Here is a 13,194-nt window from a genome sequence, read left to right as displayed (position 1 = left end):
GGGCGTGAAGAAAATGGATGGACGAATTGTAATAGTCGATGATGAACCTATTACGAGACTCGATATTCGTGATATTGTGATAGAAGCAGGGTACGAAGTAGTCGGTGAAGCAGCTGATGGTTTTGAAGCAATTGAAGTATGTAAAAAAACACAACCTGACCTAGTATTAATGGACATTCAAATGCCAATTTTAGATGGTCTAAAAGCAGGTAAAAAAATTGTTCAAGACCAACTAGCCAGTAGTATTGTCTTTTTATCTGCATACAGTGACGTACAAAATACGGACAAGGCTAAAAAATTAGGCGCACTGGGTTATTTAGTTAAACCTCTAGACGAAAAATCATTAATACCTACAATTGAAATGAGCATTGAACGAGGCAAACAAACGCAGCTGTTACTAAGTCAAATCGATAAATTAAGTTTAAAATTAGAAGAACGTAAAATTATCGAAAAAGCCAAAGGTATTCTTGTAAAAGAAAATCATATATCGGAAGAAGAAGCCTACCAAATGTTGCGTACGTTAAGTATGAACAAACGCGCACGTATGAGTGAAATTGCAGAATTGATTGTAATGGATGATGAATAAATGAAACGATTAGAGCAATTATGTCACCAATATACCAATCTTTCAGAATCAGACATTAAAGAATTACAACGTACAGCACGTTATCTTTCTTCGACGACACTGTATCAAAGTGCAGATGTTTTTATTGATGTGTATAAGGAAATGTCACAGCAAGCACTAGTCGTTTATCATAAGCCGCCTGCGAAGACAACTTCTTTATATAGCGGAGATGTCGTCGGGATGGAAGCTTTATTAAAAAATGAACCTGGTGTTCTGCGTACCATGCAAACTAGCTTAAATAGCATTGGTTTGTTAGCAGTGACTCAGGAAAATCGTTTGATTAAGCAAAATATCTATCCCATTCGCAATGAACATCGAACGATTGGTGTCATTATTGTCGAGATTGCGGCAGATGAAGAGATTCAAGCGGACTTACAAAAAGAGGAGCTAAATAACTGCCAGTTAGCAAAAGTAGCGAAATCAACTAGTCAAGTCGATGCGTTATTTATTGATCAATTGGCAGAAGCCGTTTTGATTTTTGATGCGGCGGGTCACTTATTAATTACCAATCACAATGCACAAGAGCTTTATCGCAAACTTGGTTATCGGGATAATATCATTGGAATGAGTTATGACAATTTGTCCATCGATTATACAACTTTTGAATATGTGTTGTATCAAATGAAATATAAAATGAGTAATCAACCAATTGAAAGCAAAACGACCTACCTTAATTATTATTTTAAGGTTCGGAAAGTGTGGTTGGCATCAGAAGAACAACTGATTATGATTATTCAAGACAATACAGAATTTAAAGAAAAAGAAGCGGAAATTATTTCCAAATCTGTTGCGATTCGTGAAATTCATCATCGTGTTAAAAATAACTTGCAATCGGTGGTTTCCTTATTGCGTATTCAAGAACGGCGAACGCAAAGCCCCGAAGCAAAGAAAGTCCTTCATGAAAGTGTCAATCGAATTATGGCGATTGCAGCCACCCATGAATTGCTGTCAAAACAAGTCAAAGATGACGTTGCTTTACGGCAAACATTGGAAGCAGTGATGTATAATTTTAGACATCTTTTTCAAGGCGCACAACCCATTGAGATGATGATGGATGTTGATCCAGCCATTATGGTTTCTAGCGAACAAATGGTCACCATTTCCCTTGTTGTCAACGAACTATTACAAAACATTTTTGATCACGCATTTGAGCCACAAACAAGTGGCGTTGTTAAACTTAGTGGAACATTAGATAATAAAATGATTACCATTACTGTTACAGATAATGGTAAAGGCTATGACGTTCATCAAAGTAACGAGACCAGTTTAGGTTTGATGATTGTCAAAAGCTACGTAAAAGATAAATTAAAAGGAAAAATTACAATTGAATCCAATAAACAGGGAACTAAAACCTGTTTCTATTTCGAACAGAACACCAGTGATGTTGTTCATTGATTAAGCAAAGGCGCTTAAAGAAAAGTAGAAAGAAATTTTCTAACGATTCTTTAAGTGCCTTTTTGTATGCAAAAGGAGGCGAGTCAGGCGATGTCGAAGGAAACACTTTTAACCGTAGGGATTGATTTAGGGACGTCTACAACCCAATTAGTCTTGTCAGAATTAACTGTTGAAAATTTTGCCTCTGCGTTTACAGTACCACGTATCAGCATTTCTGATAAAAAAGTCATTTACCGAAGTGACATTATCTTTACACCCTTACTTAACCAATCAGAAATTGATGTAGAACCTATCAAAGCGTTTGTAGCGGAGCAATATCGCCAAGCAGGCATTCATAAACAAGATATTCAAATGGGTGCGGTAATTATCACAGGTGAAACTGCTCGAAAAAGCAATGCCAACAATGTGCTACGAGCACTTAGTGGCTATGCAGGTGATTTTGTCGTTGCTACGGCTGGACCTGATTTAGAAAGTATCATTGCCGGGAAAGGCGCTGGGGCTCAAACTTATTCTGAAACGAAACGCAAACCAGTGGTTAATTTAGACATTGGTGGTGGAACGACAAATTTAGCTGTCTTTAAGGATGGTGAAGTGATTGACACGGCTTGTTTTGACATTGGCGGACGCTTAATTAAATTAGATCAACAACAAAAAATCACCTATATAGCTCCGAAGATTCAAGAAATTATAAATAAAAAAGGGCTAACCTTGCACCTTGGTGACCAAGCCACCGAACAAAACTTACTGCCAATTATTTCGGAATTAGTTGCCGTGTTAGAAAATAGCATTGGCTTGGGGACACAAAGTCCGTTCTACCAGTTATTAGTAACCAACCATCCACTACGAAAAGCTGAGGAATTACCAATTGTAACATTTTCTGGTGGTGTGGCTGATTGCTTAAATACGACAAGTACGAATCTCTTTAAATATGGAGACATCGGCTTGCTTTTAGGAAAATATCTGAGAAAGTCACTGATTTTTTCGGAAAAAGAAGTCTTAGAAAGCGCAGAAACAATCCGAGCGACGGTCGTCGGAGCAGGTTCACACACTGCTGAAATTAGCGGAAGCACGATCGCTTATCGTGAGCAAATTTTGCCGGTAAAAAATATCCCAATTCTAAAATTAGCGCAAGAGGATGAAACCCTTACTGTGACAGAATTAGGCCAGCGAATCCAAGAAAAACTCAATTGGCATCGTATTGAAGAAACACCCCAGATTGCCCTAGCAATTAGAGGCATGAGCAATCCAACATTTGCTGATATTCAACGCTATGGTCAAGGGATTGTGGAAGGATTAGCTAGTTTAGTTGCTGAACAAATTCCCATTATTGTTATGGTGGATGAAGACATGGCGAAAGCTTTAGGGCATGCCTTAAGTGCCCATCTGCCAAAAGACTATCCGTTTATCTGTCTTGATTCGGTCAAAGTAGAAAACGGTGATTATGTAGATATCGGTTTACCAGTGGCAGAAGGAGCCGTCCTTCCAGTCATTGTTAAGACCTTAGTATTTAATTAAAAAGGAGCGACACAAAGATGATTTTAAAAACCAAACTATTTGGCAAAGTCTATCAATTTACATCTGTTAAAGAAGTCTTAGCCAAAGCCAATGAAGAAAAGTCTGGCGACAAGTTAGCTGGCGTAGCTGCTAATTCAGCCGAAGAACGCGTGGCAGCGAAAGTCGTTTTATCGGAATTGTCCTTAAATGACTTGTTTAACAATCCCGTTGTTGATTATGACGAAGACGAAGTGACACGCATTATTATTGACCAAGTCAATATGCGAATTTTTGAAAGTATTAAACATTGGACAGTCGCAGAATTACGCGAATTTATCTTATCTTCGGAAACAACCGATTTTGATATCAAACGAATTTCCCGTGGACTAACTTCAGAAATGATTGCTGCTGTCTGTAAATTAATGTCCAACATGGATCTAATTGTTGGCGCAAAAAAAATCAATATTGAAAAAACCGCCAACACAACGATTGGCCGTCCCGGAACTTTTTCGAATCGTTTACAGCCAAACCATCCAACCGATAATGTCGATGGCATTATGGCATCAGTTATGGAAGGTCTTTCTTATGGCGCCGGTGATGCTTTAATTGGTTTGAATCCTGTTGATGATTCTACAGAAAGTGTTAAACGAATCTTAAACAAATTTGAAGAGTTCCGCAGCGAATGGGAAATTCCAACACAAACTTGCGTGCTTGCTCACGTAACGACACAAATGGAAGCCATGCGTCAAGGCGCGCCAACTGGCTTAGTCTTTCAATCCATCGCTGGTTCAGAAAAAGGGAACACTGCATTTGGTTTAAATGCAGAAATTTTAGCTGAAGCACAAGATTTAGCGCTTCACAGTGGTCAAGCAGCTGGTCCTAATGTGATGTATTTTGAAACAGGTCAAGGCTCAGAACTTTCTTCTGAAGCGAACTTTGGCGCAGACCAAGTGACAATGGAAGCGCGTTGTTATGGCTTAGCCAAAAAATTTGATCCGTATATTGTAAATACCGTTGTCGGCTTTATTGGACCAGAATATCTTTACGATTCAAAACAAGTCATCCGCGCTGGTTTAGAAGATCATTTCATGGGCAAATTAACTGGAATTTCAATGGGCTGTGATGTCTGCTACACCAACCATATGAAAGCTGATCAAAATGATATGGAAAACTTAGCAATGTTATTAGCAACAGCTGGTTGTACGTATATCATGGGGATTCCTCATGGCGATGATGTCATGTTAAATTATCAAACAACTGGGTTCCATGAAACTGCGACGATTCGTGAAACATTAGGCTTACGTCCAATTAAAGAATTTGAAGAATGGATGGAAAAAATGGGCTTAATGGAAAACGGAAAATTAACAAGTCGCGCTGGCGATGCATCTGTATTTATTAAATAAACGAGGTGAGAATACAAATGAACGAAAAAGAATTAAAAGAAATGATTGCCGGAATTTTAACAGAAATGGTCGCTGACAATCAAGCGGTTTCGACTGCCACTGTGACTGCTGAAGAAAAACCAGTCACAACACACGTCACTGAAACGACAGAAATTGAAGAAGGCCTAATTCCTGACATTACTGAAGTAGATTTACGTAAACAATTACTATTGAAAAATGCCGTTGATCCTGAAGCACTATTAAAAATGAAAGCTTTCTCGCCAGCTCGTTTAGGCGTTGGTCGTGCAGGGACGCGTTATATGACTAGTTCAACATTACGTTTCCGAGCGGACCATGCGGCAGCACAAGATGCGGTCTTTTCAGACGTAAGCGAAGACTTGGTAAAAGAAATGAATTTTATTTCTACAAAAACAATCTGTAACAGTAAAGATGAATATTTAACACGTCCAGATTATGGTCGTCAATTTGATGAAGAAAATAGTGAAATCATTCGGAAAAATACGACACCAAAAGCCAAAATCCAAATGGTCGTAGGGGATGGCCTTAGTTCAGCTGCTATCGAAGCGAATATTAAAGAAGTCCTACCAGCAATTAAACAAGGATTAAACATGTACAACTTAGATTTCGACAATGTAGTTTTTGTTAAATATTGTCGCGTGCCAGCAATGGATAAAATTGGTGAAATCACTGACGCTGATGTTGTTTGCTTGCTAGTTGGCGAACGTCCTGGTTTAGTAACAGCTGAATCTATGAGTGCCTACATTGCTTACAAACCAACTGTTGGTATGCCTGAAGCCCGGCGGACAGTTATTTCAAATATTCATAAAGGTGGGACACCGGCTGTTGAAGCAGGGGCCTACATTGCCGAAATTATTAAAAAAATGTTAGACAAGAAAAAATCTGGTATTGATTTAAAAGAAGCTGAATAAAGGAGGATTTCTCATGAAAAATGATCGTCTAGGCGCAAATGTCCTAAGTATGAAAGTCATTCCCAATGTCGATCCGGCATTAGCAAAAGAATTATCATTGAAACCAGAACATCGCTCATTAGGAATTGTTACTTCCGATTGTGATGATGTCACTTATGTTGCATTAGATGAAGCAACCAAAGCCGCCGATGTTACTGTAGTTTATGGTAAAAGTATGTATGCTGGCGCAGCAAATGCTTCAACCAAATTAGCCGGTGAAGTGATTGGCATTATTGCTGGTCCGAGTCCTGCCGAAGTCAATAGTGGCTTGAGTGTCATTACGCAAGTCATTGAAGAAGAAGCCAGCTTCTATAGTGCTAACGAAGATGACAGCATTGTTTATTTTGCACATGTAGTATCAAGAACGGGTAGCTTTTTATCTGAACAAGCGAATATTCCTGAAGGTGAAGCGATTGCTTATCTGATTGCACCACCGCTAGAAGCAATGGTTGGCTTAGATGCAGCAATGAAAGCTGCCGATGTTCAAATGGGTGTCTTTTATGGCCCACCTTCTGAAACGAACTTTGGCGGCGCCTTATTGACAGGTAGTCAATCTGCATGTAAAGCTGCTTGCAGTGCGTTTGAACAAGTCATTCAAAATATCGCTGACAATCCGTTGAGTTATTAAGGATGTGACCTGAATGAAAGCATTAGGAATGGTCGAAGTCAAAGGATTTTTAGGTGCCATTAGTGTGGCCGATGCGGCATTGAAAGCCGCCGACGTTACTTTGTTAAAAGCTGAAATTATTAATGGCGGTTTAACAACTGTGGAACTGATTGGTGACGTTGCCGCGGTCCAAGCTGCCGTTGAAGTAGGCACGGAAGTAGCTAAAGAATTAAATTGTTTAATTGCTCATCATGTGATCTCACGGGTTGATGCTCAAACGGAAGTAATTTTATCAGATCCAGAACCTAAGTCAGCACCTGAACCGATGGAACAAGTAGAAGTAATTGAAGAAGAGATTGAAACACCAGATTTGGAAGAACACACTGGCACACGCCAAAAATTAGAAACACAACGCGTGGTTGATTTACGCAAACAAGCCTACAAAATGAACCTAAGTAGTTTAAAGAAAAGTGAGATTAAATTTGCCAATAAAGAAGCTTTAATTCAAGCAATCATGGCTGAAATAGAAAGAAGTGAAGACGAGTGGAATTAGTAGATAAAGACTTACGTTCCATCCAAGAAACAAGAAATTTAATCAGAAAAGCCAAAGAGGCACAGCAAGTATTAGCAATATTTTCGCAAAAACAAATCGATGCGATTGTCCAAGCAGTTTCAGAGGCTACATTTAACCAACGAGAAAAGTTAGCGAAAATGGCCAATGAAGAAACAGGATTTGGTATCTATGAAGATAAAATTATCAAAAATGCTTTCGCTTCAAAAGTAGTATATGACGAAATGAAGGACAAAGCTACAGTTGGTGTGATCCATGATGATGCTGCCAAAAAAGTCACTGAAATTGCTGTCCCAGTGGGTGTAATTGCAGGATTAATTCCTTCTACCAACCCGACATCAACAGTCATTTACAAAGCATTAATTTCATTAAAAGCTGCCAACAGCATTGTTTTTTCACCACATCCCAATGCGTTGAAATCGATTATTGAAACAGTGGAAATTATCCAAAAAGCGGCTATTGCTGCAGGGGCACCAGAAGGTTGTGTCTCGGTCATCAAAACGCCAACCATGCAAGCGACCAGCGAATTAATGAAAAATAAAGAAACAAATTTAATTTTAGCTACTGGTGGAAACGCAATGGTTAAAGCAGCGTACTCTTCTGGAACACCAGCAATCGGTGTTGGGCCTGGTAATGGACCAGCCTACATCGAACGAAGCGCAAATGTTCCTCATGCAGTGAAACAAATAATGGATTCAAAAACTTTCGATAACGGTACAATTTGTGCATCGGAACAATCAATTATTGTTGAAACTGTCAACCGTGAAGCGGTCAAAGAAGAGTTAATTAAGCAGGGAGCGTATTTCTTAAGTCCAGCCGAAGCCGACAAATTAGCTAAATTTATTTTACGACCAAACGGTACAATGAACCCGCAAATCGTAGGACGTTCCGTTCAACATATTGCTTCATTAGTTGGTTTATCTATTCCAAAAGATCGCCGCTTAATTGTTGCCGAAGAAACACATGTAGGCTTGAAATATCCATTTTCAAGAGAAAAATTGGCACCGATTATTGCTTTCTATACAGTTGAAAACTGGGAAGCAGCTTGCGCGTTATCAATTGAAATTTTGAAAGGTGAAGGTGCGGGTCATACAATGGGCATTCACACAGAAAACAAAGAAGTCATTCGTGAATTTGGCTTAAGAAAACCCGTCTCTCGTTTGCTTGTTAACACCTCTGGTACACTTGGCGGCATTGGTGCTTCAACTAACTTAGTGCCAGCATTAACACTTGGCTGTGGCGCAGTTGGTGGCAGCTCAACTTCTGATAATATTGGGGTTGAAAATCTGTTCAATTTACGTCGTGTTGCATATGGCGTGCGTGATTTAGAAGAGATTCGTCAAGAATTTGGTCAAACATCAACCACATCTGTGGCTACTTCTTGCGAAACAACCAATCAAGAAGAACTAGTAAATGCCGTGGTAGCTCAAGTTTTAGCTCGCTTAAACTAACAAGAAACGAGCGAGTAAGAGTAAAACAAATAAATTATTGGATTTAGGGTTTGGGACCTAAGTCAAATTGCTAATTGTCCCAAATTTTTAAAAATAAAACATACATCTTAGGAGGAAATTATAATGTCAAGTACAAATGCTTTAGGAATGATCGAAACTCGTGGTTTAGTAGGTGCTGTTGAAGCAGCCGATGCAATGGTGAAAGCGGCAAACGTTACTTTAATTGGAAAAGAACAAGTCGGTGGCGGTTTAGTTACAGTAATGGTTCGCGGTGACGTTGGTGCTGTAAAAGCAGCAACAGATGCTGGTGCTGCTGCAGCAGAACGTGTTGGCGAATTATTATCTGTCCATGTAATTCCACGTCCACATACAGAAGTAGACGCTATTTTACCACACGCAACAACTGAATTATAATTTTGATTTTTTGGGGCAGAGGTAGGTTCATTACTTCTGTCCTAAACTTTCATTGAGGAGGGGTGTTATGACAGTTATTACAGAAGATATGCTTCGCATCAAAAGGCTAAAAAAAGAACTAGAAGATGGCATGGATTTTGTGTTTCCTGTAGGCAGTTTTCTGACGCCAGCCGCCAAAAGCTATCTACGCGAGCATCGGATTAATAGCAGCTTCTCTTCAACAAACCCATTGCTTTCTGAGGTTCATTCAGTGAAGGCCTCCTCACAAAAACAAAAACAAGAACATTTATCAAAAGAAACAATTTATGAGATTCGGCACTTAAGCCATCTATTGTATTTGCCTTTCTTAACGAATGAAGCGTTATCAACAGAAGGTTGGTTATATTTCGAACAACAACAACTGTGGTTAGAGAAATTTATTTTAGAACAGTCGCTCGTAATGGAACCAGTCATTTTGGAATCAAAGGTAACTATTCTAACTAACCAACAGAGACAATGGCGCTATTCCTCAAAAGAAATTCAATTACAACTAGATAAAATTATTCTCCAGTTAAAAGGAGAATCACAACTGTTCGGACTTTTTCAATCTTGGGCTACAGAATTAATTAGCACCATGGCTGAAATATCACGAAACTAGGAGATGAACAAATTGGATTCAATGAATGAAATTGTTGAAGAAGTTGTTAAACGAATTCAGCAACAACAACAAAATACTTTTGAAGTTGAAGCTTCTGGCCGACATGTTCATTTGTCTCGTCAAGAGATTGATGCATTATTTGGACCAGGATATCAACTAACAAAAGTGAAAGATTTATCACAACCTGGACAGTTCGTTTGTAAAGAACGAATTACGGTTGCTGGACCTAAAGGACTTTTTCAAAATGTGGTTATTTTAGGCCCTGAACGTAGCGAATCACAAGTCGAAGTTTCTATGACGGATACGCGTATTTTAGGAATTAATGCCCCAGTTAGAGAGAGTGGCAAGACAGAAGGGACACCTGGCGTCACGCTGATGAACGGATCAGCAGTTGTGACATTAAGTCACGGCTTAATTGTTGCCAAACGTCATATTCACATGACACCCGAAGACGCCTTGAAAAATAAAGTAAGCAATAGCCAAATTGTGCAAGTCAAAGTGGAAGGCACACGTCCGTTAATCTTTGATGATGTGGTTGTGCGAATCAGTCCGCGATTTGCAACGTACATGCACATTGACTACGATGAAGCCAACGCTTGTGGCTTAACCAAAGGAGCTCGTGGCTATATTCTTAAGTAAAAGGAGGCAAGACAATGAACGTTTCTGAAATGGAAAATTTGATTCAACAGATTACTGATCAAATTTGTCAACAATTGCTGTCGTCGTCTTATTCAGTGGCTTTAGCAGAAGCAAAAGAAGCATTTCCTGAAGAAATGTTTATTCGTTTTCCTGATGTAAATTGGGTAACCAAGGAGCAGAAGCTAGCACGAGGCTTGGTTGTAAAGAGGCTAACGATTTCCCAAGTAAATGCGATTGCGCATTTACAGGAAACGGATGAATTAGTCAAAAACATCTTAGCATTCTTATTTGAAGGTAAGCCGGTATTGGTTTTAACCCCAATACCTTCAGTGACTAAAAATTCACGATTGAAGTATCGTTTGAAACAAACGATTCAGGAAAACGTGGACATGTGCCAACAGTTTGGGCTGATTTTTTATCATGATTCAGAAAATTACGCTGTGTTTCAGGCGGCCTGTCAAAAACAACTTCGTTCTTTGGCTGAGACCAAACGAACCTACATTACTGAAAAACAATTGATAAGAATGACAGAATCAGGTGTTTCTTTAAGTAAAAACGCCTATTTAACCCCGTTAGCGAAAGATTATGCTAGGAAACATCAATTGCTGACGTAAGGAGGAAAAACGATGCTTTTAGGAAAAGTGACTGGTAGCCTTTGGTCAACAAGAAAAGATGAAAAATTAAATGGCTGGAAATTTATGATGGTTGATATTTTGAATCAAGAGGACGAAAAGCAAGGATTTTTAATTGCTGCTGACAACGCTGGAGCTGGTGTCGGGGACAAAGTGTTAATTAGTCAAGGCAATGCTGCCCGTATTTCGGCAGAAGATCCGAATGTCCCAATTGATGCAATGATTGTTGGTGTCATTGATTCTACAGAGGAAGAATAGGGAGGACGAGACATGAGCATTAATGAAATTATTATGTATATTATGGTTCTTTTCATGATTATTGGAGGAATCGATAAATGTATTGGCAACAAACTAGGTTTAGGGGAGCAATTTGAGGAAGGGATTATGGCTATGGGTTCTCTAGCGCTTTCTATGGTAGGGATTATCACTTTAGCGCCTGTCTTAGCCAATCTTTTAAGTCCGATTGTCGTTCCTGTCTATGAATTACTAGGGGCTGATCCAGCAATGTTTGCCACAACCTTATTGGCCAATGATATGGGCGGCTTTGCGTTAGCGCAACAATTAGCCAATGATCCGCAAGCTGGTTTATTTGCGGGGGCAATCTTAGGTGCAATGATGGGACCAACGTTAGTCTTTACAATTCCAGTAGCGCTTGGCATTATCCAAAAAGACGACCAACAATTCTTAGCAACAGGTGTTTTGAGCGGGATTATTACAATTCCTTTTGGTTTATTAGCAGGTGGTTTAACAGCTGGCATGCCATTGTCATTGATTATTCCTAACTTAATTCCAATTATTATTGTTGCTGCTTTAATTATTTTAGGTTTATGGTTAGCGCCAAAGGGCATGATTAAAGGCTTCCAAATTTTTGGTCAAGGCGTAGTGATTGTCGCTATCTTTGGTTTAGTTGTCGGGGCGATTCAACTATTATTAGGAATTACAGTGATTCCTGGTATTGCACCAGTTACTGAAGGAATTGAAGTCGTTGGCGGGATTGCTTTAACTTTAGCTGGCGCTTTCTGTTTAGTAGCAGTGATTACGAAAGTCTTTAATAAACCATTGATGAAACTAGGAAAAGTTTTAGGAATGAATGAAGTAGCGGCTGCAGGAATGGTTGCTACATTAGCTAACAATATTCCTATGTTCCAAATGTTAAAAGACATGGATAATCGAGGAAAAATTATTAATATCGCTTTTGCTGTTTCGGCTTCTTTCGTTTTAGGTGACCACCTTGGTTTTACTGCAGGCGTAGCAAAAGAAATGATTTTTCCAATGATTGTTGGCAAATTAGTTGGAGGGATTACCGCCATTTTTGTGGCTATCTTTATGTCAAATCGAATGCTAGGGAAACCCGAAACAGAAGTGAAATAATGAGGTGTAAATATGACAGAATTAAATCGTGAAATGATTGAAACGCTTGTTCGACAAATTGTCACAGAAAAATTAATGCCGACTAAACAAGTGGATCCAAGTGGAATTATGTCCATCAAATTACCCGAAATCGACGTAACAGAAGACGACCGCTTAGATACAGGCAACCCAGCGGACATTGTTTACACAAAAGATCTGTTTTCTTTAGAAGAAAGCCCGCGCCTTGGTTGCGGTTTAATGGTGATGAAAGATACCACCTTCGATTGGACACTAGAATACGATGAAATTGATTATATTATTTCAGGACAACTGGATATACTGATTGACGGACGTAAAATTTCTGCAACAGCCGGTGAAATTATTTTAATCCCGAAAAGTAGCAAAATTCAATTTTCAGTGACGGGTGATGCCCGCTTTGTCTACGTGACCTATCCAGCAGATTGGCAAAGCCAATAATTATTTTGTCGGTATTCAGAGAATAATTTTGCCAAAACCCTTTACTCAGCGTTATAATAAATAAGAACGAAAAAAGGGGTTGAGTGAATGACATTTGAGAATCCAAGTCAAAATCAAATTTTTGATATTCTAAAACAAGCAAAAAATATTGCGGTGGTTGGTTTGAGTAACAAGCCCGAACGCACAAGTTACAAAATTGCGGAAATTTTACAGCAACAGGGCTATCGTGTATTGCCTGTCAATCCAGTTTTAAAAGGTGAAACGGTGCTTGGCGAAACGGTTTATGGGGCATTAACAGAGATTCCTGAAAAGATTGATATTGTTGACGTCTTTCGGCGGAGTGAATTTTTGCCAGAAGTGGCCGCAGAAACATTGAAAACAGAAGCGCCTGTCTTTTGGGCCCAACTAGGTTTGGAAAATGAAGAGGCAGCGAACTTGTTATTAAATGAAGGTCGTCAAGTTATTATGAACCGTTGTATTAAAATTGAATTGGCAAAAATGGCAGATGCTGAATAAACACGTGTAATTTTA

16 protein-coding genes are annotated in these 13,194 nt (G+C 39.1%); all 16 read left to right on the top strand.

The window, feature by feature from the left end; genetic code table 11:
• The first annotated feature begins 13 nt into the window (after nt 1–13).
• The 16 genes from IGL42_RS06490 to IGL42_RS06415 all read left to right on the top strand — a co-directional run bounded on the left by IGL42_RS06490 (nt 14) and on the right by IGL42_RS06415 (nt 13,179).
• Nucleotides 14–586: an ANTAR domain-containing response regulator gene (locus tag IGL42_RS06490; RefSeq protein ID WP_002384488.1), complete on the top strand. Its 573-nt coding sequence runs from the start codon at nt 14–16 to the stop codon at nt 584–586.
• Nucleotides 587–2,020, top strand: coding sequence for a sensor histidine kinase (locus tag IGL42_RS06485; RefSeq protein WP_002357504.1), 1,434 nt, complete (start codon nt 587–589; stop codon nt 2,018–2,020).
• Between the two features lie 66 nt (nt 2,021–2,086).
• On the top strand, nt 2,087–3,535 hold the full coding sequence (gene eutA, locus IGL42_RS06480) for an ethanolamine ammonia-lyase reactivating factor EutA (RefSeq protein WP_016633225.1): 1,449 nt from the start codon (nt 2,087–2,089) through the stop codon (nt 3,533–3,535).
• Nucleotides 3,536–3,552: 17 nt separating this feature from the next.
• On the top strand, nt 3,553–4,917 hold the full coding sequence (locus IGL42_RS06475; protein WP_002357506.1) for an ethanolamine ammonia-lyase subunit EutB: 1,365 nt from the start codon (nt 3,553–3,555) through the stop codon (nt 4,915–4,917).
• 17 nt (nt 4,918–4,934) lie between these two features.
• A complete protein-coding gene (gene eutC / locus IGL42_RS06470; RefSeq protein WP_002363986.1) occupies nt 4,935–5,846 on the top strand; it encodes an ethanolamine ammonia-lyase subunit EutC in 912 nt (303 codons plus the stop codon).
• A 13-nt stretch (nt 5,847–5,859) separates the two neighbouring features.
• Nucleotides 5,860–6,513, top strand: coding sequence for an ethanolamine utilization microcompartment protein EutL (gene eutL, locus IGL42_RS06465; protein ID WP_002357509.1), 654 nt, complete (start codon nt 5,860–5,862; stop codon nt 6,511–6,513).
• Between the two features lie 13 nt (nt 6,514–6,526).
• The gene (locus IGL42_RS06460; protein ID WP_002357510.1) at nt 6,527–7,045 is read left to right on the top strand and encodes a BMC domain-containing protein; all 519 of its coding nucleotides are present in this window, start codon (nt 6,527–6,529) and stop codon (nt 7,043–7,045) included.
• Nucleotides 7,036–8,514, top strand: a complete 1,479-nt coding sequence (locus tag IGL42_RS06455; RefSeq protein ID WP_104842602.1) for an acetaldehyde dehydrogenase (acetylating) — start codon at nt 7,036–7,038, stop codon at nt 8,512–8,514. The genes IGL42_RS06460 and IGL42_RS06455 overlap by 10 nt, the downstream gene beginning before the upstream one ends.
• 123 nt (nt 8,515–8,637) lie before the next feature.
• On the top strand, nt 8,638–8,928 hold the full coding sequence (locus IGL42_RS06450; RefSeq protein ID WP_002357513.1) for a BMC domain-containing protein: 291 nt from the start codon (nt 8,638–8,640) through the stop codon (nt 8,926–8,928).
• 67 nt (nt 8,929–8,995) lie between these two features.
• The gene (locus IGL42_RS06445) at nt 8,996–9,565 is read left to right on the top strand and encodes a hypothetical protein (RefSeq protein WP_010710367.1); all 570 of its coding nucleotides are present in this window, start codon (nt 8,996–8,998) and stop codon (nt 9,563–9,565) included.
• Nucleotides 9,566–9,568: 3 nt separating this feature from the next.
• On the top strand, nt 9,569–10,204 hold the full coding sequence (gene eutD / locus IGL42_RS06440; protein ID WP_002357516.1) for an ethanolamine utilization phosphate acetyltransferase EutD: 636 nt from the start codon (nt 9,569–9,571) through the stop codon (nt 10,202–10,204).
• Between the two features lie 14 nt (nt 10,205–10,218).
• Entirely contained in the window at nt 10,219–10,818 is a 600-nt protein-coding gene (locus IGL42_RS06435; RefSeq protein WP_010710368.1) for a TIGR02536 family ethanolamine utilization protein, read from the top strand.
• A gap of 12 nt (nt 10,819–10,830) precedes the next feature.
• The gene (locus IGL42_RS06430; RefSeq protein ID WP_002357519.1) at nt 10,831–11,094 is read left to right on the top strand and encodes a EutN/CcmL family microcompartment protein; all 264 of its coding nucleotides are present in this window, start codon (nt 10,831–10,833) and stop codon (nt 11,092–11,094) included.
• Between the two features lie 12 nt (nt 11,095–11,106).
• Nucleotides 11,107–12,207, top strand: a complete 1,101-nt coding sequence (gene eutH / locus IGL42_RS06425) for an ethanolamine utilization protein EutH (RefSeq protein ID WP_010710369.1) — start codon at nt 11,107–11,109, stop codon at nt 12,205–12,207.
• Between the two features lie 12 nt (nt 12,208–12,219).
• Complete coding sequence (locus IGL42_RS06420; RefSeq protein ID WP_002357522.1) at nt 12,220–12,663, top strand: ethanolamine utilization protein EutQ; 444 nt, start codon at nt 12,220–12,222, stop codon at nt 12,661–12,663.
• Nucleotides 12,664–12,750: 87 nt separating this feature from the next.
• Nucleotides 12,751–13,179, top strand: coding sequence for a CoA-binding protein (locus IGL42_RS06415; RefSeq protein WP_010710370.1), 429 nt, complete (start codon nt 12,751–12,753; stop codon nt 13,177–13,179).
• Nucleotides 13,180–13,194: the final 15 nt, after the last annotated feature.

It is taken from the genome of Enterococcus sp. DIV0712 (assembly GCF_050554855.1).
GTDB lineage: Bacteria > Bacillota > Bacilli > Lactobacillales > Enterococcaceae > Enterococcus > Enterococcus faecalis.
The sequence above is the reverse complement of the archived record's forward strand: the minus strand, read 5'-3'. Positions and strand labels throughout refer to the sequence as shown.